The following is an 18,284-nucleotide window of genomic DNA, read 5'->3' as shown; positions in this document are numbered from 1 at the left end:
ACCCGAAAAATCAAAAAGCGTCTTTCTTCTCGCGTAGAACAGCAAATGTATGCCATAGCGGTTCATCAGAAACATTAACGTTTAAAGCGCGTTGTAAATCAACGTCTTGCGAACGGAGAAATAAATTAATTGACCGTTCGTGCGCCAGTTTTACAGGCAGACTAATGCCATTTTCAGCGCGTAAGTCCTTAATTTTCTGATATTCGGCCATTATTTGCGGGTCATGAGGCAGAATAGCCGCAGCAAACTTCAAATTGGATAAAGTATATTCATGCGCGCAACAGACTAAGGTTTCTCCTGGTAGCTGATTAAGCTTTTGAAACGAATCATACATTTGCTCTGCTGTGCCCTCAAAAAGGCGTCCACAGCCACCTGAAAAGAGGGTGTCTCCGCAGAAAAGATAAGGGGCGCTGTAATATGAGATATGTCCTAAAGTGTGACCAGGGGTATGAATCACGTCGAAAGTCAGCCCCAGAACCGTGACTTTATCCCCTTCGCTGACGATCGTTCTGGCTCCTTTGGCCTCGGTTTCCTGAGGGCCGTACACCTCCAGTTGCGGGAAATGCTCACACAGGGTTTTCACTCCACCGGTATGATCGTTATGGTGGTGAGTCAGCAGGATGGCGACCGGCTCCCAGCCGTTGGACGCCATTTTTTCTAACACCGGTTGGGCTTCGCCGGGATCGACAATCAGGCATTTACCTTGATCATCCGTCAGTGCCCAGATGTAGTTGTCCTGCAACGCAGGAATACTGGTAAGATTCATCATCACCTCTCGCAGGTCGTAGTAAAAGGAAGAGCGTAAAGCATGAAGCCCGCTAAATCACGCCAGATTCTGAACGCTCCGCTGTCATGGCGCGATATGCCGTGGGGAGAGTATTTCCGCGACGCGTTAACGCAGCAGCTTCAGCCTTACCTCGGAAAGCTATATGGCTTTCATATGCTTAAGCTTGGCAATCTCAGCGCAGAAATCAACACAGAAAATTGTGCTATTTCACATCAGGTCAATGTGGGCAGTAAAGGTGAGCAGTTGCAGGTGCTGGCCGACCCGATGCAGTTGCCGTTTGAGTCGAAGTCGGTGGATGCCTGTCTGATGGCCCATACGCTCGCCTGGAGCCAGGATCCTCATCGGGTATTGCGCGAAGTGGACAGGGTGTTAATCGATGATGGCTGGATGATCATCAGCGGTTTTAATCCCTTCAGCCTGCTTGGCGTGAGCAAAATGGTGCCGGGATTAACTCGCAAGGCGCCGTGGAGCGGACGGATGTTCAGCCAGATGCGGTTGCTCGACTGGCTGGGGCTGCTGAATTATGAAGTGGTTTATCGCACCCGGTTTCAGGTGCTGCCGTGGCATCGACAGGGCGGGAAACTGATCAGCGCCCACTTACCGGCGCTGGGCTGCCTGAATATTGTGGTGGCACGTAAACGCACCTTCCCGCTGCTGCCGACACGGGCAAAGAAGAGCCTGAGTACCAGCAAGATCCGCCAGACGGTCAACGCGACGCGTCAGTTCCGCAAGGCAGAGGATCAGGACTCGGCTTTATAACCGATATCTTCAAAGGCAGGGTTTTCAGCTGCAGTGCGGGCCAGCACGTCGCAGCGTTCATTTTCCGGATGTCCGGCATGCCCTTTAACCCACTCCCACTGAATTTTGTGGGTGCTGAGTGCTAAGTCGAGACGCTGCCAGAGATCGACATTCTTTACTGGCTTTTTATCGGCGGTTTTCCAGCCACGCTTTTTCCAGTTATGAATCCAGCTGGTGATTCCCTGGCGCACATACTGACTGTCGGTGCTGAGCACCACATCGCAGGGTTGAGTCAACGCTTCAAGCGAAACAATCGCCGCCATCAACTCCATCCGGTTATTGGTGGTAAGGTGATAGCCCGCGCTGAACGTCTTTTCATGCTGACCGTAGCGTAAAATCGCACCATAACCGCCGGGACCGGGATTTCCGAGGCAGGATCCATCGGTGAATATTTCTACCTGTTTGCGCATCTCTGGTAGACTTCCTCTCAAAAACGCTAAGTCTGACATAAAACGGGTCTTATGAGCACTGCAAATAACCGCCAGATCGTTCTCGATACTGAAACCACCGGCATGAACATGATCGGGGTACATTATGAGGGGCACCGCATCATTGAGATTGGTGCGGTGGAGGTGATTAACCGTCGCCTGACCGGCAACAATTTTCATATGTATCTCAAGCCCGATCGGCTGGTCGATCCTGAAGCCTTTGGTGTCCACGGGATTGCAGATGAATTTCTTGCCGACAAGCCCGCGTTCAGCGACATCGCTGATGAGTTTCTCGACTACATTCGCGGTGCTGAATTAGTCATTCACAACGCACCGTTTGATATCGGCTTTATGGACTACGAGTTCTCAAAGCTGAACCGTGGCATTGAGAAAACCGAAACCTTCTGCAAAATTACCGATAGCCTGGCGCTGGCGCGTCGTATGTTTCCCGGCAAGCGTAACAGCCTTGATGCGCTCTGCTCGCGTTATGAAATAGACAACACCAAGCGTACTCTGCACGGCGCACTGCTCGATGCCGAGATTCTGGCGGAAGTCTTCCTGACCATGACCGGTGGTCAGACGTCGCTCTCGTTCTTATCGGAAAGTGAAAGTGCCCGTGAGGCGCAGGGAGAGAGCATTCAGCGCATCGTCCGTCCCGCCTCTGCACTGCGCGTGGTCACGGCCAGCGAAGAGGAAGTGGTTGCCCATGAGTCCCGTCTGGATCTGGTGATGAAAAAGGGTGGCAGCTGTCTGTGGCGTGGCTGAATGGCCTGTTTTTGTGGATAAAATCAACGCCAAGCTGAAAAAAACAGCAAACGATTTATTCACCTGGAAAAAGCGTTGACGCCGTAACAACCTGCCATTACTATGCGCCTCGTTCCCGACGGGGAACAAAGCGCGGAGCGGTAGTTCAGTTGGTTAGAATACCTGCCTGTCACGCAGGGGGTCGCGGGTTCGAGCCCCGTCCGTTCCGCCAATCTCTTTAAAAAAGCCGATTCAGAAATGAATCGGCTTTTTGCTGTCTGCTATTCAGCGACGGCTTGATTCTTCTGCGCCACTACCTCGCCATGCGCGCGGGTCACATCTTCAGCTTCACGATCTTCACGGGCGATAAAGCGATAGCAGCCCGCCGCCAGACCAGCACCAATGAACCAGCTGAAGTTCGCCACCTGATGCAGGGAAGGGATAAAACTAATCACCAGGCAAATCGCTACCGACGGCAGCAGCGCGCCAATTGCTTTGGGGTTAAAGCCACCGCGATACCAGTAACGACCAGATGGCGTGTCATTAAACAGATCGTCGACTGAGATACGGCCACGCTTAATCAGATAGAAATCGGTTAACAGAATCCCGAACAGCGGCCCGATAAAGGATCCCAGCACATCCAGGGTGTAGTGAATCAGCTCAGGCGACTGGAACAGGTTCCACGGCGTTAACAGCACTGAACCAACGGCGGCGATCATCCCACCGGTGCGGAAGCTGATTTTCTGTGGGGAACAGTTCGAGAAGTCAAACGCGGGTGAAACGAAGTTCGCCACGATGTTGATGCCGATGGTGGCGGTAATCATGGTCAGCAGACCAATCGCGACCGCCAGATCGTTGCCGACCATGCTCACGGTTTCGATAGGATCGGTAATCATTTTGCCAAACAGCGACTGGGTGCCCGAGACAATCACCACCGTCACCACAGAGAACAGCAGGAAGTTAAACGGCAGGCCCCAGCGGTTGCCGCGACGAATCTCGGACATATTCTTGCCGTAGCGTGAAAAATCACCGAAGTTTAACAGCGGCCCGGAGAAGTAAGAGACCACCAGCGCCGTGGCCGTAATCATCTGCCAGGTCTGTTCGCCTGCGGTCAGCGATTTGCTGGCGAGGGTAAAGGAGATGCCATCGAAACCGGTCTTGTATACAATCCAGCCCGCCAGTGCCACCATCACCACATAGACCGCCGGTCCAGCGACATCAATAAACCGCTTAATGGCGTTCATGCCGTGCCAGAACACCATCGCCTGCAGTAACCACATAATGCCGAAACAGCACCAGCCCAGCAGCGACAGGCCCAGCCAGTGTGGCACGGTCATTGATGTCAGCGACGGCGCAAACTTCAGCAGCACCAGCATCAGGGCATTCGCCGCCAGATAGGTCTGAATGCCATACCAGGCGAACGCGATCAGCCCGCGAATCACCGCCGGAATATTGGCGCCAAACACGCCAAACGCCTGACGGCAGATCACCGCATAAGGGACACCCGCCATCTGGCTCGGTTTCGCCACCAGGTTGGCACAGATTTGCACGATGCAAATCCCGGCCAGCAGGCAGAGCAGCACCTGCCAGCTGGCTAATCCCAGCGTGAAGAAACTGGCGGCTACCACATAGCCGCCCATGCTGTGCACATCGGACATCCAGAAAGAGAAGATGTTGTACCACGACCAGTTCTGATTGCGAGTCGGTGCCAGGTCTTCGTTACAAAGCCGTGGGCTGTAACGTGCACTGGCTTCAGAGGCCGCGCTGGCCACCGTTGATTGTTTTGGCATGAAACCTGCTCCTGTACCTGAAAGTGGAATGAATAATCTGGTAAGACGGTATTGCAGGATTCAGGCCAGATCTGTTTTGTTGTATACAATATTTATTTTTCACGTATACGATAGTGGCACACAGCGAGCGACCGGAGCAGGTAATGACGAGTAAAACAGGCCAGCGAGACGCCACTCATCTGCAGGACAAAGATGAAGGGATTTACCAGGCGTTGATGAACGCTATTGTTGAGCACCAGCTGCCGCCGGGCAGTAAATTGCCGGAAGAGGCACTTTCCGCGGTCTTTGGGGTGAGTCGCACCGGCATCCGCAAAGTGCTGCAGCGCCTCGCGGCGGTGCAGATGGTCACCCTGACGCCCAAACGTGGTGCGCAGGTGGCGACACCCGGCGTTGAAGAGGCACGTGACATCTTCTCAACCCGCAGTTTAATGGAGTGCGCCAATCTGCCTGCGGTACTGGCGCATCTGCAGCCTCCGCATCTGGCGGCACTGGAGCAGCTCATTGCACAGGAAAACCAGGCGCACGCCGATCATGATGGTCCGGCAGCCATCCGGCTTTCCGCCGCGTTTCATATTCAGCTACAGGCGATCTCCGGTAATCAGGTGCTCACCGGCATGGTGACCAGCCTGACTCAGCGCTCCTCACTGGTAATTGCCGCCTGGGGCGCGCCCTGGCAGCGCGGCTGTCGCTGTGACGATCACGCAAATCTTCTGGCGTTACTGCGCGCTCGTGCGCTGGAACCGCTGACTCTCGCGCTTCAGCATCACTTTGAGCACATCGTTTCCAGCCTGCACTTTGAGCGCAGCGGAGAAACCCTGCCCGATTTCTCCCGACTGTTTGCCTCAGTCTCTGGAGTCGCTTCATGAGTCTGATTCAGGTCATTAATCCCAACACCAGTCTGGCGATGACCGAAACTATCGCTCAGGCCGCGCGTGCGGTCGCCGCGCCGGGCACCGAAATTCTGGCGGTTTCGCCGTCGCAGGGTGTGCCCTCCATTGAAGGGCACTTCGATGAGGCGATCGCCGCCATCGGCGTGCTGGAGCAGATCAAGCTAGGCAGGGAGCAGGGTGTCAGCGGACATGTCATTGCCTGCTTCGGCGATCCGGGTTTACTGGCCGCACGCGAGCTGGCCAGCGGGCCGGTAATCGGCATTGCGGAGGCGGCGATGCACACCGCCACGCTGCTGGCGACACGTTTCTCCATTGTCACCACGCTGCCGCGCACGCTGGTGATTGCGCGTCATCTGTTGCAGCAGTATGGTTTTACCCATCACTGTGCCGCGCTGCATGCCATCGATCTGCCGGTACTGGCGCTGGAGGATGGCAGCGGTCTGGCGCAGGAAAAAGTGCGGCAGCGCTGTATTCAGGCGAAACGGGAAGATGGCAGCGGGGCGATTGTGCTGGGTTGTGGCGGAATGGCGACGCTGGCGGCTTCGCTGACCCAGGAGCTGGGCCTGCCGGTGATTGATGGCGTCAGCGCAGCGGTGAAAATGGTCGAGTCGCTGGTGGCGCTTGGTTTTGGCACCAGCAAACATGGCGATCTGGCCTGGCCTTTGCAGAAACCTCTCTCAGGTGCGTTTCAACATCTAAACTAACGGAACTTTCCCGAATCAAAACAGGTGGAGTAATGACTGACGCTGCAGAGAAGAAAGAGTACAGCTTTAACAAAAACTATCCGCGCGATTTAATCGGTTATGGCGCCAATCCGCCGCACGCCGCCTGGCCCAATAACGCCCGTGTGGCAGTGCAGTTTGTCCTGAATTACGAAGAGGGTGCAGAAAACAGTGTGCTGCATGGCGATGCGGGCTCAGAGCAGTTCCTCTCCGACATCATCGGTGCAGCCAGCTATACCGATCGTCACATGTCGATGGAGTCGCTGTATGAGTACGGCTCCCGCGCCGGCTTCTGGCGCATCCACAATGAATTTCAGAAACGTGGTCTGCCACTAACCGTGTTTGGTGTGGCGATGGCGCTGGCGCGTCATCCGGAAATTGTCGAGGCGATTAAACAGGCGGACTACGATGTGGTCAGCCACGGCTGGCGCTGGATCCACTATCAGGGCATGGATGCAAAAACTGAACGTCAGCATATGCAGCAGGCAGTGGATGTGCTGGTGGATCTGTTTGGGAAAGCGCCAACAGGCTGGTACACCGGGCGCGACAGCCCGAACACCCGTCGGCTGGTGGTGGAGCAGGGTGGGTTCAGCTACGACAGTGACTACTACGGCGATGATCTGCCGTTCTGGACGCAGGTTACCTGCCAGGATGGCACGGTAAAACCGCACCTGGTTATTCCTTACACCCTTGAGTGCAACGATATGCGCTTTGCCTCGCCGCAGGGGTTTAACACCGCCGAACAGTTCTTCACCTATCTGCGCGACACCTTCGATGTGCTGTATGAAGAGGGAGAGACGGCGCCGAAGATGATGTCGGTCGGCATGCATTGCCGCCTGCTGGGTCGCCCTGGCAAATTCCGCGCGTTGCAGAACTTCCTCGATCACATCCAGCAGCACGACGACGTCTGGATCTGTACCCGCCAGCAGATTGCTGACCACTGGATCGCAACTCACCCGGCACCTTAAGACAGTTCCGGCGCTTGCCCCGTTCTGAACGGGAGCAGCGCCGGATGCCGTCAGCTCATCAGACTGACCTGCGCCGCCACGATGCACCAGCCGTGGGGCATTCGCACCCAGGTCTGCTGCTGACGGCCAATCTTATCGCTGCCAGGGCGGGTAAATTCGGTGCTGCAGACCGCATAATCCTCGCCAAAAGTCGTAATCACGGTGTTCCGTAGCGTCCTGTTCAGACCGGCTGAAGGACGCGCGGCACGGAAGGCCCGAATTTCATCAATGCCATACAGATTCTCACCCGCCCCAAGACGCACGGTTCGCGGGTCATGCCAGAACAGCGCATCCAGTTCTTCCACGTCATTGCTTACCAGCGCCTGCTCGTAGCGATAAAACTGCGCCGTTACCTCGGTGAGCACCTGCGGTAAATTAATCTCTCTGTTCATCAGGCTCCTGCCATATTCATTTGCGGCATCGTAATGCCCTGTTGTTCCAGTGCCCAGGCGGCGCGTAGTACTGCCTCTTCATTAAACGGACGGGCGATAAGCTGTAATCCAATCGGCAGGCCACTTCGGGTCGCCAGCGGCACGGTACAGACCGGCAATCCCAGGAAGGAGATCGGCTGCGTCAGCATTCCCATGCTCGCCTTGGCGGGCAGCGACTCACCCTGAATCGTCAGAGTTTGCTGACCGATAGTAATCGCGCTGCAGGGCGTCGCTGGGGCGATCAGCACATCGAACCGATCAAACAGCGGTAACACCTGCTGCTGAAAATGGCGACGGAAACGCTGTGCCTGCACATACCAGGCACCAGGCATCATGGCACCGGCCAGCAGACGCTCACGTGAGTTCGGTTCAAACTGCTCCGGCATCTGGCGCAGGGCAGGCAAATAGTGATTGCCGCCCTCGGCAGCGGTCATGATAAACGCCGCCGAGCGGGCCAGCTCCGCCTCCGGCATCAGCACCTCTTCCTGAGCCTCAAGCGCGGCTGCAACTGCCGCGACGGCCGCGCGGGCATCCTCATCGCACCAGCGGGCAAAAAAACCACCCAGTACGCCACAGCGCAATCCTTCGCTGCCCTGTGACAGCCCTGGCAGCGTCTCGGCCAGTGGACGGTCAGCCTGAAACGCGTCAGCGTGGTCTGCGCCCTGCAACAGGTCATACACCAGTGCCAGGTCCTCAACCCGGCGCGCCAGTGGGCCGATGTGATCAAGGCTGGCGACAAACGGATGGCTGCCGCTGCGTGACAGACGACCAAAAGTTGGCTTAAGACCAAAAATACCGCACAGCGACGCGGGCACCCGAATCGAGCCGTTGGTGTCGGTGCCCAGTGAAAAGTGGACCAACCCGGCGGCCACGGCGGCGGCTGAACCGCCTGAAGAGCCGCCCGCCACGCGGCTCAGATCGCGCGGATTGTGCGTCGCACCATAGTGGCTGTTTTCGGTGGTAAAACCATAGGCATAAGCATCCATGTTCAGCATGCCCGACAGCAGCGCGCCTGCGTGACGCAGTTTCTCCACGGCAAACGCATCTGCCTGTGCCACGGGGCGATCGCGGAACAGGCTGGCACCGGCCAGTGTGCTGTGACCCGCCACATCAAACAGGTTTTTCACCGCATACGGGATGCCCGCCAGCGGTGGCAGGGTTTCGCCGCGCTGCCGCTGCGCATCAATCGCGCTGGCCTCTTTTAACATGCGCGGCCCGGTCACTTCCGTCCAGGCATTCAGCGCCGGATTATGCTGCTCAACGGCCTGCAGCGTGCTCTTCGCTACCTCCACCGCGCTGATCTCACCCTGCTGGATCGCCCGCTGCAGGCTCTGAATCGAAACATCACCTAATCTCATGCCTGGTATACTCCTGCCACTTCCAGCCGATCGTCCAGCGGAAACGCCATCAGCGGTGCCGCCATCTCCGCGATACGCGACAGCTGGATCAGCAGTTCAGCGCGGCGGGCGTCATCCAGTTCCAGTTGCAGTATCTGCTCCATATGGCCGATGTAGCTGGCCCAGTCGTGTTGATTCATGATTCGCTCCTGTTAAAAACCGGCAGCGCTGCCGTTACTGCGCGGATCGCTTGCGCCCTCAAACATGCCGTTGCTGTGACGCACGATGGCGCCCGCATGGCCAACGGATTCACTGAAGTCCGGCAGCAGCTCCACCTCATGTCCCCACAGACGCAGCATCAATACCGTTTCGTCGTCAAAACGGCCTTCCAGTTTCAGTGAGTCGGACGATTGACCCCAGGTCCGGCCCAGCAGCCAGCGCGGCGCACTGACCGCCTGCTGTAACGGCAGGCCCTGAATGACATGGCGGGTAAAAATCGCCGCCTGGGTCTGCGGCTGTCCATCTCCGCCCATGGCGCCATACACCATTGTCCGGCCATCTTTCAGGCATGCAGCGGCGGGATTCAGGGTATGAAACGGCTGCTTGCCGGGCGCAAGGGCGAGTAAGTGGTCAGGATCCAGGCTAAACGCCGCGCCACGGTTCTGCCAGGTAATACCGGTGCCGGGCAGCACCACACCACTGCCAAACTCGTGATAGATGCTTTGAATAAAGGAGACCGCCAGACCGCTGCTGTCCATCACGCCCATCCAGACGGTATCGCCCGGGCCGCGTCCGCTCCCCCAGGCTGCCGCCTCACCATCGGTGATCTGGCTGGCGAGTGTGGCAAGGTGATCGCTATCCAGCAGCGCCTGCAGATCTTCGGTAACGTGACGCGGATCGGTGATGTGTTTGTCCCGCAGCGCAAAGGCTTTCTTGGTGGCTTCAACGATGCGGTGCACCGTCTGCGCGTCATCAGCCTCCGCCATCGCCAGCCGGTCGGTGATGCCGAGGATGGCCAGCGACACCATGCCCTGCGTCGGCGGGGCGATATTCCAGATGTCGCCTTCACTGTGTGCGAGGTGCAGTGGCGTTGTGCGGCGGGCGCGATGCTGCTGCAGATCGTTCAGCGTCACCGGCATGCCCAGTGTCGCCATCTCGTCGGCCAGATGATGAGCCAGCGGGCCGCGATAAAAACTGTCGAGTCCCTCTTCGGTGAGCTGACTCAGGGTGTTCGCCAGTGCGGGCTGGGTAAAACGGCTGCCGGGCTGCGGCACCTCGCCGTCAGGCATAAACGTGGCGCTGAAGCCGGGCTGATGCTGCAACTCACTGCGAAACGTCGCGGTGGCGGCGCTCTGTGAAGCGGTCACCGGAATGCCGTCGGCGGCGTAGCGAATGGCATCACGCAGCAGACGAGCCAGCGGCAGCGGCGGGGTGCCCATCTCCTTAGAGAGCATCAGTGCCTCCTGCCAGCCACTGACTGTACCGGCTACGGTCAGCGCCGCTTTCGGTCCGCGATGTGGAATTTTCGGGTGATCGGCGTAAAAATCGCGGTGAGCCAGTGAACCTGCTGCGCCGCTGGCGTCGATAGCGACAGGATCACCACCGGGCGGCAGAATCAGCCAGAAACCGTCGCCGCCCAGTCCATTCATGTGTGGATAGACCACCGCGATAGTTGCGGCGGCGGCCACCATCGCTTCAATGGCATTACCGCCATCACGCAGTACCGCGAGTGCGCTTTCACTCGCCAGATGGTGCGGCGTCACCGCCATCCCCTGCGGGGCCATATTGCTTTGAATCATCGTTTTCTCATTCTTCGGGTGACAGAACCCATAACAAAGCAAGAGCTGTTCCAGTTTTCACCCTGCGATGACAATGCGCCGGTTAACCTGGCGTAAATTGTGCTAGGTTTTGCTAAACAAAAGTGCTGAAACAAAAGTTACAGGACGCCTTATGCAACAGCTTGATGAACGACTCAGAAGTCACTATCCCCAGCTCTCGCCACAGGAACAGCGCATTGCTGACTTCGTGTTTGACCATTTCGATGACCTGATCAGCTACAACAGCGCCGAGCTGGCGCGGCTCAGTGGTGTGTCGAAAGCCACGGTCAGCAGGCTGTTTAAGCGTCTGGGCTACGAGAAATACAAAGATATGCGTGATGAGTTACGCATCCTGCGTCAGAGCGGCATGCCGCTGACAGATAATCGTGATGCCGTGCAGGGCAATACCTTGCTGGCACGCCACTATAAGCAGGAGATGGCGAATCTGACGCAGTGGGTTAACAGCCTGGATGCACAGCACTTTAACGAGGTTATTCAGCAGCTGTCGCAGGCAAAACGCATCTTTATCATCGGTATGCGCAATGCCTACCCGGTGGCGCTGCACCTGCGCCAGCAACTGGTGCAGGCGCGTTCACAGGTGCATATTCTGCCGCAGCCGGGCCAGACGCTGGCAGAGGAGCTGGTGGATATCACACCGGACGACATGGTCATCGTGATGGCCTTTCGTCGTCGTCCACGCATCATTCGCCCGCTGATGCAGCAGTTGCAGGCAGCCGGTATCCCGCTGCTGGCGCTGTGTGAGCCGCAGGCGCAGACGGTGATTGCGCTGGCGCGCTGGCAACTCTGTACGCCGCTGGACAGCGTCTCCGCCTTCGACAGTTACAGTGCCGCCATGAGTCTGGTTAACCTGATTGCTAATTCCCTGCTGCATGAAATGCTGGCTCAGGGACGTCAGCGGATTCATCAGATCGCTGACCTGTATCAGCAGTTTGACGAACTGGAGCACCGTTAACAGGCACCGTTTTGGTGCTTTGCCCCATTTCAGAACACATCTTTCCCGGCGTAATCGTTCCGATTACGTCCAGTTTCAACGGAACTCTCTGCCGTCTAACCCTTTTTTAATTGCCACCCGCATTGGCACATTAGTTGCAGAATGCATCCCAAAGAATCTTTTGTTTCATGTTAATCTCACCGGGGTGCATAATGAAAAAAGTTTTAATGGCGGTAGCAGCTGCAGCATTACTGATGGCTCAGGCGGGAAGTGCGCTGGCCGATCAACTGCAGGACATCCAGAAGCGCGGTGTCATCCGCGTCGCTGTGCCGCAGGATTTCCCACCCTTTGGCTCGGTCGGCACTGACCTGCAGCCGCAGGGGTATGACATCGACACGGCGAAATATCTGGCAAAGCAGATGAAACTTAAGTTGCAGCTGGTGCCGGTCAGCAGTGCCAACCGCGTGCCTTATCTGCAAACTGACAAGGTCGATCTGGTTATCTCCAGCATGGGTAAAAATGCCGAGCGTGAGAAAGTGATCGACTTTACCCGCGCCTATGCGCCGTTCTTCCTGGGCGTATTTGGTCCGAAAGGCGATGAGATCAAAGCGGCGTCGGCGCTGAGCGGCAAGTCGATTGGCGTCACGCGCGGTGCGGTAGAAGACATGGTGCTCAGCGACGTTGCGCCGAAAGATGCGCAGATAAAACGCTATGAAGATAACAACACCACGTTGTCTGCCTATCTCTCCGGTCAGGTGCAATATGTCGCCACCGGTAACCTGGTGGTCGCCGCGATTGCACGCCAGAATCCGGCTAAAGCGCCTGTCGCGCAGTTTATGCTGAAAGATTCCCCCTGCTTTATCGGCCTGAAGAAAGATGAGCCTGCGCTGAAAGCGAAAGTCAATGCGCTGATTGAGCAGGGCATCAAAGATGGCACCCTGAATAAACTGTCAGAAGAGTGGCTCAAAGCGCCGCTGCCCGCCAACCTCGGCGCCTGAGGACGGATTCATGACCGGGCAACTTAACTTTCCCGCCCTGTGGCCCTACTGGCCGGAGCTGCTCTCCGGTCTGTGGGTCACCCTCCAGCTGACGGTGCTGGCGACGACCGGTGGTGTGGCGCTGGGCATTGCGGGCGCGGCGCTGCGCAGTGGCAAACCCAGCTGGATGAGCCGCCTGTGGGGCATCTATGTCGAGCTGATCCGCAATACGCCGTTTGTGGTGCAGCTGTTCTTTATTGTTTTCGGTCTGCCTGCGCTGGGGCTGAAACTCACCGCTGGCGAGGCGGCGCTGCTGGCGATGCTGATCAACCTTGGCGCTTACAGTACCGAGATCATCCGTGCCGGAATTCAGGTCACGCCCAAAGGGCAGTGGGAAGCAGGCCGGGTGCTGGGATTAACCCGCAGCCAGACATTTTTGCGGGTGGTGTTGCCACCTGCGCTGCAGCGCATTTACCCGGCGCTGGTCAGTCAGTGCATCATCGTGATGCTGGGGTCGTCGGTGGTGTCCCAGGTTTCTTATGAGGAGCTGACCTTCGCCGCTAACCTGATTCAGTCGCGCACCTTCTTAAGTTTTGAGGTCTATCTGGTGACCACGCTGATCTACCTGGCGTTGTCGATTGCGATGCGCCATCTGCTGCTGGCAATTGGCCGTAAATGGTTTGGAGTGCAGCCATCATGATGACGACCTTTACTGACTGGGACATCCTGCGCAACCTGCTGCTGGCGGCGCGCTGGACCCTGTTACTGTCGCTGGTGGCCTTTGCCGGCGGAACGCTGGTAACGCTGCCACTGCTGTTTCTGCGTCTGCTGCAACGCAAGTGGCTGACGCGCGTGATACGCGGTTACACCGCGCTGTTTCAGGGCACGCCGCTGCTGATGCAGCTGTTCCTGGCATTTTTCGGCGTCGGGCTATTCGGCATTGATGTCGCGCCCTGGACCGCAGCTTCGCTGGCATTGACCTTCTACACCAGCGCCTTTCTGGTGGACATCTGGTACGGCAGCATTCGCGCCCTGCCGAAAGGGCAGTGGGAAGCGTCGCGCTGCCTCGGCCTCACCTTTGGTCAGACGCTATGGCGGGTGGTGGCACCCCAGGCGATCCGCATCGGTATCGCGCCGACCGTGGGCTTTGCCGTGCAGGTGATCAAGGGGACCGCGCTGGCCTCAATTATCGGCTTCATTGAGCTGACTAAGGCGGGCACCATTCTGAACAATGTGACCTATCAGCCGTTTAAAGTCTTTGGGCTGGTGGCGCTGGGCTACTTCCTGATGTGTTATCCGCTGTCTCGCTACAGCCAGTATCTGGAGAAAAAATTCAATGCCGCTCATCACCATTAATCAGGTGCAAAAATATTACGGCGACAACCATGTGTTGAAAGGCGTGGATCTGGATATCGACATGGGCGAGGTGATCTCGATCATTGGTCGTAGTGGATCCGGCAAAAGCACGTTGCTGCGCTGTATGAACGGGCTGGAAGGCTATCAGGAGGGCAGCATCAAGCTCGGCGGGATGACGATTACTGACCGTGATTCGCAGGCGCGTGAAATCAGCCGCTCGGTCGGAATGGTATTTCAGAGCTTCAATCTGTTCCCGCACATGACGGCGCTGGAGAACGTGATGCTGGCGCCGCGCCGGGTGCTGAAGAAAAGCGAGGCCGAGTGCCGTGCGCTGGCGGCGCAGATGCTGGAGAAAGTCGGGCTGGGTGAACGTCTTAACTACTATCCTGCCAGCCTCTCTGGCGGTCAGCAGCAGCGCGTGGCGATCGCCCGTGCGCTGGCGATGACGCCGAAAGTTTTACTCTGTGATGAGATTACCTCCGCGCTCGATCCTGAACTGGTGGGCGAAGTGCTTAAAGTTCTGGAGCAGCTGGCGGCAGAGGGAATGACGCTGATCCTCGTCACCCATGAAATGAGCTTTGCCCGCGACGTGGGCGATCGTGTGGTCTTTATGCATCAGGGGCGCGTCTGGGAGCAGGGCGACAGTAAAACGCTGTTCGCCCAGCCGCAGACGCCGGAGCTGAAGCAGTTTATCTCTTCGGTTCGTCTCTAAATGTTTAGTTTGACAGGCGTTTATTGTTGCAGACAGTCTGACCACGGACAGCGCGGAACAACCGGAGCGTACACGAAGTACGTGAGGATGACTCGCTGTGCTCGCCCCTTCAGGGCCGCCCTTACGGGCGTTCAGGTTGCTAAAGCAGCCTGTGTGAGCACTGCTCGGGGCCAGAATGGCAAATAAAATAGCCTGTCGGGCATCAGAAAAGGAAATGATGATGGATATAACACAATACCCGCAACTCAATCCGCCACAGCGTCTGCTGATGGGACCGGGACCGATCAACGCCGATCCCCGCGTGCTGCGCGCCATGTCGAGCCAGCTGCTGGGTCAGTACGATCCCGCGATGACCCACTACATGAACGAAGTGATGGCGCTCTATCGCGGCGTGTTCCGCACAGAGAACCGCTGGACGCTGCTGATTGATGGCACCTCTCGTGCCGGCATCGAATCGATACTGCTCTCCGCTATCCGCCCTGACGACAAAGTGCTGGTCCCGGTGTTTGGCCGCTTCGGTCATCTGCTGTGCGAAATTGCCCGCCGCTGTCGTGCGGACGTTCACACCATCGAAGTGCCGTGGGGCGAAGTCTTTACCCCGGACCAGATTGAAGATGCGATCAAAAAAGTGCGGCCACGCCTGCTGCTGACCGTGCAGGGCGATACCTCGACCACCATGCTGCAGCCACTTGAGCAGCTGGGGGCGATCTGTAAACAGTACGGCGTGCTGTTCTACACCGATGCCACCGCGTCGCTGGCGGGCAACCCGCTGGAAACGGATGCCTGGGGACTGGATGCCGTATCGGCGGGGATGCAGAAATGCCTGGGCGGCCCATCGGGCACGTCGCCGATCACCCTGAGCGCAGAGATGGAAGCGGTGATCCGCAAACGCAAATGCGTGGAGCAGGGGATCCGCACCGAGGCGCATCAGGATGGAGATGATGAAATGATCTACTCCAACTATTTTGATCTCGGCATGATCATGGATTACTGGGGGCCGGAGCGGCTTAACCATCACACCGAAGCGACCAGTGCGCTGTTTGGCGCCCGCGAGTGTGCCCGTCTGATCCTGCAGGAAGGGCTGGATAACGGCATCGCCCGTCACAAACTGCATGGTGAAGCGATGCTGAAAGGCATTCAGGGAATGGGGCTGGAGACCTTTGGCGATCTGAAAAACAAGATGAACAACGTGCTGGGCGTGATGATCCCGTCAGGTGTCAACGGCGATCAGGTGCGCAAACTGATGCTGGAGGATTTCGGCATTGAGATTGGCACCTCATTTGGTCCGCTGCATGGCAAGGTGTGGCGCATCGGCACCATGGGTTACAACGCGCGCAAAGATTGCGTGATGCAGACGCTATCGGCGCTGGAAACAGTGCTGACTCATGTTGGTTATCGCACGCCGCAGGGCGCGGGTGCGCAGGCCGCCTGGGATCACTACGGGAGCCAGGCATGATGATGAGTGCCAGCGAAGCTCAGGCCGCTGCACAGCGCGTGATGGCGCGCTGTGATGCGCTGGCAGCGATCAGCGAAACGGCTGAGGGCCTGACCCGCGTCTACCTGTCGGCGGAACATCTGCGCGCCAACGCCTGCGTCGGTGAGTGGATGCAGGCAGCGGGGATGCAGGTGTGGCAGGATGAAGTCGGCAATATCTGTGGGCGCTATGAGGCGGCAGAAGCGGGTGCGCATGCGCTGCTGCTCGGCTCCCATCTCGACACGGTGCGCAACGCCGGCCGCTACGACGGGATGCTGGGCGTGCTCAGCGCCATTGAAACCGTACAGTGGCTAAATGAACATCAGCGCCGCCTGCCGCTGGCCATTGAGGTGATTGGCTTTGGCGACGAAGAGGGCACCCGTTTTGGCATTACGCTGCTTGGCAGTCGCGGGATTACCGGCAGTTGGCCGCAAAGCTGGGTGACACATCCCGACGGCAACGGCATTACTGTCGCGCAGGCGATGGCCGATGTTGGTCTCGACAGCGACAGGATCGCATCTGCGGCGCGGCGGGTTGAGGATATCGTCGGATATCTTGAGCTGCACATCGAACAAGGCCCCTGTCTGGAGCAGGAAGATCTGGCGCTGGGTGTGGTCACGGCGATTAACGGTGCGCGCCGCCTCAACTGTCGTTTCACCGGCGAAGCGGGCCATGCGGGAACGGTGCCGATGACGCATCGCAAAGATGCGCTGGCCGCCGCCGCCGAGTGGATGGTGTTTATCGAGCAGGCCACCCGTGAGCAGGATCCGCAGCTGGTCGCGACTGTGGGCACGATTAACTGCGCGCCGGGTGCAGTGAATGTGATCCCCGGCGAGGTATCGCTGTCGCTGGACGTGCGCGGTCCGCTGGATAATCCGCTGGAGACGCTGCTCTCCAGCCTGCTAACGCAGGCTGAGGCGATTGCGCTGCGTCGTGGACTTCGCTTCGAGTCGAACGAATATTATCGCATCGGTGCTACCGCCTGTGACTCCGCGCTGCAACAGGCGCTGAGCCATGCGGTGGAAACGGTGCAGGGTCGCAGTCTGTCACTGCCGAGCGGGGCCGGGCATGACGCTATCGCTATCGCTGAACGCTGGCCGGTCGGCATGTTATTTGTGCGTAACCATCGCGGCATCAGTCATCATCCGGCAGAGTCGGTGGCGGTTGACGATGTGGCTCCTGCGCTGCAGGCTTATCTGGAAGCGGTCTCGCTGATTGCCGGACGGAGTTAAAATATGGAGTTAGCCACATTTAATCAGCTGTCAGCTGACGAGGCGCAGTCGGCCATCCGGCACTGTGTGGCGATCCCGCACTGGCAGCAGTCGATGGTGGCGGGCCGGCCTTTTGCCACCATTGAGGCGCTACTGGCCACTGCCGATGCGCTGGCTCGCCAGTGGCAGCAGCCCGAGCTGGAAGCGGCCTTGTCGGCCCATCCCCGCATTGGCGAACGCGCGAACGGCGCGGACAAAGAGTCTGTACTGTCGCGTGGGGAGCAGTCCGCGATGCAGCAGGCCGATTATGCTCTGCAACAGGCGATGCAGCAGGGGAATAAGGCGTATGAAGCGCGTTTTGGCCGGGTGTTTCTGATTCGTGCCAAAGGGCGCAGCGGCGAACAGATGCTCGCAGAGTTGCAGCGTCGGTTGCAGAATAGCGATGTTACCGAGCAGCAGGAGGCGCTGGATCAACTGCGTGAAATTACCCTGTTACGCCTTAAGGAGACGATTCAATGAGCACTGTGACCACCCATATTCTCGACACGGCGCTGGGTAAACCGGCCAGCGGCGTGGCGATTTCACTGGAGCAGAACAGCCCGGAAGGCTGGTTTCCGATTTCACAGGGTGAAACGGACAGCGACGGGCGTCTGAAAGATCTGACGCCTGAGCCGCTGACGCCGGGCCACTACCGTTTAACGGCGGAAATCGGCGACTATTTTGCCGTCGCCGGTCGGGATGCGCTCTACGTCAGTGCACAGATCGATTTTATGATCGCCGAGGCGGGCAGCCATTTTCATCTGCCATTTCTGATTTCGCCCTGGTCCTGGTCAACTTATCGCGGCAGTTAG

The 18,284-nt window shown here is 58.0% G+C and carries 21 protein-coding genes and 1 tRNA gene; 15 read left to right on the top strand and 7 right to left on the bottom strand.

Translation table 11 applies throughout. The annotated features are described in order from the left end of the window. Positions 1-10 precede the first annotated feature (10 nt). Entirely contained in the window at positions 11-766 is a 756-nt protein-coding gene (gene gloB / locus KTJ90_RS15355; RefSeq protein WP_003852545.1) for a hydroxyacylglutathione hydrolase, read from the bottom strand. Between the two features lie 42 nt (positions 767-808). Between gloB and KTJ90_RS15350 the strand changes: the two genes are divergently transcribed. Beyond that, positions 809-1,546: a class I SAM-dependent methyltransferase gene (locus KTJ90_RS15350; protein WP_003852547.1), complete on the top strand. Its 738-nt coding sequence runs from the start codon at positions 809-811 to the stop codon at positions 1,544-1,546. On the opposite strand, the gene rnhA is transcribed toward KTJ90_RS15350, so the two are convergent. Further along, a complete protein-coding gene (gene rnhA / locus KTJ90_RS15345) occupies positions 1,528-1,995 on the bottom strand; it encodes a ribonuclease HI (RefSeq protein WP_003852549.1) in 468 nt (155 codons plus the stop codon). The genes KTJ90_RS15350 and rnhA overlap by 19 nt on opposite strands. A gap of 51 nt (positions 1,996-2,046) precedes the next feature. On the opposite strand from rnhA, the gene dnaQ reads away from it, so the two are divergent. Then, the gene (gene dnaQ, locus KTJ90_RS15340; protein ID WP_008924823.1) at positions 2,047-2,778 is read left to right on the top strand and encodes a DNA polymerase III subunit epsilon; all 732 of its coding nucleotides are present in this window, start codon (positions 2,047-2,049) and stop codon (positions 2,776-2,778) included. 134 nt (positions 2,779-2,912) lie between these two features. Then, positions 2,913-2,989: transfer RNA gene (locus tag KTJ90_RS15335), tRNA-Asp, on the top strand. A 49-nt stretch (positions 2,990-3,038) separates the two neighbouring features. Here KTJ90_RS15335 and KTJ90_RS15330 read toward each other — a convergent pair. Further along, positions 3,039-4,547, bottom strand: coding sequence for an NCS1 family nucleobase:cation symporter-1 (locus KTJ90_RS15330; protein WP_003852551.1), 1,509 nt, complete (start codon positions 4,545-4,547; stop codon positions 3,039-3,041). Positions 4,548-4,690: 143 nt separating this feature from the next. Between KTJ90_RS15330 and KTJ90_RS15325 the strand changes: the two genes are divergently transcribed. From KTJ90_RS15325 to puuE, 3 genes are read left to right on the top strand one after another with little or no spacing between them, the layout of a single operon-like run. Beyond that, positions 4,691-5,413 carry a GntR family transcriptional regulator gene (locus KTJ90_RS15325; RefSeq protein ID WP_003852553.1) on the top strand — a complete coding sequence of 241 codons (723 nt, stop codon included), beginning with the start codon at positions 4,691-4,693 and terminating at the stop codon, positions 5,411-5,413. Then, positions 5,410-6,141, top strand: a complete 732-nt coding sequence (gene hpxA / locus KTJ90_RS15320) for an allantoin racemase (RefSeq protein WP_003852554.1) — start codon at positions 5,410-5,412, stop codon at positions 6,139-6,141. Before KTJ90_RS15325 ends, hpxA begins: the two co-directional genes overlap by 4 nt. 32 nt (positions 6,142-6,173) lie before the next feature. Further along, positions 6,174-7,127: an allantoinase PuuE gene (puuE, locus tag KTJ90_RS15315; RefSeq protein WP_039658999.1), complete on the top strand. Its 954-nt coding sequence runs from the start codon at positions 6,174-6,176 to the stop codon at positions 7,125-7,127. Positions 7,128-7,177: 50 nt separating this feature from the next. Here the strand turns inward: puuE and hpxZ are convergent, their stop codons facing one another. From hpxZ to KTJ90_RS15295, 4 genes are read right to left on the bottom strand one after another with little or no spacing between them, the layout of a single operon-like run. Beyond that, entirely contained in the window at positions 7,178-7,558 is a 381-nt protein-coding gene (gene hpxZ / locus KTJ90_RS15310) for an oxalurate catabolism protein HpxZ (RefSeq protein ID WP_003852558.1), read from the bottom strand. Continuing rightward, positions 7,558-8,955, bottom strand: coding sequence for an AtzE family amidohydrolase (locus KTJ90_RS15305; RefSeq protein WP_078804135.1), 1,398 nt, complete (start codon positions 8,953-8,955; stop codon positions 7,558-7,560). The genes hpxZ and KTJ90_RS15305 overlap by 1 nt, the downstream gene beginning before the upstream one ends. Next, the gene (hpxX, locus tag KTJ90_RS15300) at positions 8,952-9,134 is read right to left on the bottom strand and encodes an oxalurate catabolism protein HpxX (RefSeq protein WP_003852562.1); all 183 of its coding nucleotides are present in this window, start codon (positions 9,132-9,134) and stop codon (positions 8,952-8,954) included. Before hpxX ends, KTJ90_RS15305 begins: the two co-directional genes overlap by 4 nt. A 12-nt stretch (positions 9,135-9,146) precedes the next feature. Beyond that, entirely contained in the window at positions 9,147-10,733 is a 1,587-nt protein-coding gene (locus KTJ90_RS15295; RefSeq protein ID WP_499025286.1) for a gamma-glutamyltransferase family protein, read from the bottom strand. 151 nt (positions 10,734-10,884) lie between these two features. Between KTJ90_RS15295 and hpxU the strand changes: the two genes are divergently transcribed. From hpxU to uraH, 9 genes are all read left to right on the top strand, one after another. Beyond that, entirely contained in the window at positions 10,885-11,724 is an 840-nt protein-coding gene (hpxU, locus tag KTJ90_RS15290) for a MurR/RpiR family transcriptional regulator (protein ID WP_499025284.1), read from the top strand. Between the two features lie 191 nt (positions 11,725-11,915). Beyond that, a complete protein-coding gene (locus KTJ90_RS15285; RefSeq protein WP_003852569.1) occupies positions 11,916-12,701 on the top strand; it encodes a transporter substrate-binding domain-containing protein in 786 nt (261 codons plus the stop codon). A 10-nt stretch (positions 12,702-12,711) separates the two neighbouring features. Continuing rightward, on the top strand, positions 12,712-13,380 hold the full coding sequence (locus KTJ90_RS15280; RefSeq protein WP_008924825.1) for an amino acid ABC transporter permease: 669 nt from the start codon (positions 12,712-12,714) through the stop codon (positions 13,378-13,380). After that, the gene (locus KTJ90_RS15275) at positions 13,380-14,036 is read left to right on the top strand and encodes an amino acid ABC transporter permease (protein WP_033742952.1); all 657 of its coding nucleotides are present in this window, start codon (positions 13,380-13,382) and stop codon (positions 14,034-14,036) included. Before KTJ90_RS15280 ends, KTJ90_RS15275 begins: the two co-directional genes overlap by 1 nt. Next, a complete protein-coding gene (locus tag KTJ90_RS15270; protein ID WP_003852570.1) occupies positions 14,017-14,748 on the top strand; it encodes an amino acid ABC transporter ATP-binding protein in 732 nt (243 codons plus the stop codon). Before KTJ90_RS15275 ends, KTJ90_RS15270 begins: the two co-directional genes overlap by 20 nt. 220 nt (positions 14,749-14,968) lie before the next feature. Further along, on the top strand, positions 14,969-16,204 hold the full coding sequence (locus tag KTJ90_RS15265; protein ID WP_499026534.1) for a pyridoxal-phosphate-dependent aminotransferase family protein: 1,236 nt from the start codon (positions 14,969-14,971) through the stop codon (positions 16,202-16,204). After that, positions 16,201-17,454 carry an allantoate amidohydrolase gene (hpxK, locus tag KTJ90_RS15260; RefSeq protein ID WP_154925769.1) on the top strand — a complete coding sequence of 418 codons (1,254 nt, stop codon included), beginning with the start codon at positions 16,201-16,203 and terminating at the stop codon, positions 17,452-17,454. Before KTJ90_RS15265 ends, hpxK begins: the two co-directional genes overlap by 4 nt. Before the next feature lie 3 nt (positions 17,455-17,457). Then, the gene (uraD, locus tag KTJ90_RS15255) at positions 17,458-17,952 is read left to right on the top strand and encodes a 2-oxo-4-hydroxy-4-carboxy-5-ureidoimidazoline decarboxylase (protein ID WP_003852573.1); all 495 of its coding nucleotides are present in this window, start codon (positions 17,458-17,460) and stop codon (positions 17,950-17,952) included. After that, positions 17,949-18,284 carry a hydroxyisourate hydrolase gene (gene uraH, locus KTJ90_RS15250; RefSeq protein WP_003852574.1) on the top strand — a complete coding sequence of 112 codons (336 nt, stop codon included), beginning with the start codon at positions 17,949-17,951 and terminating at the stop codon, positions 18,282-18,284. The genes uraD and uraH overlap by 4 nt, the downstream gene beginning before the upstream one ends.

This window comes from Pantoea jilinensis (genome assembly GCF_019104105.1).
Taxonomy (GTDB): domain Bacteria; phylum Pseudomonadota; class Gammaproteobacteria; order Enterobacterales; family Enterobacteriaceae; genus Pantoea; species Pantoea eucalypti.
This window is presented reverse-complemented; position numbering and strand designations above follow the sequence as displayed.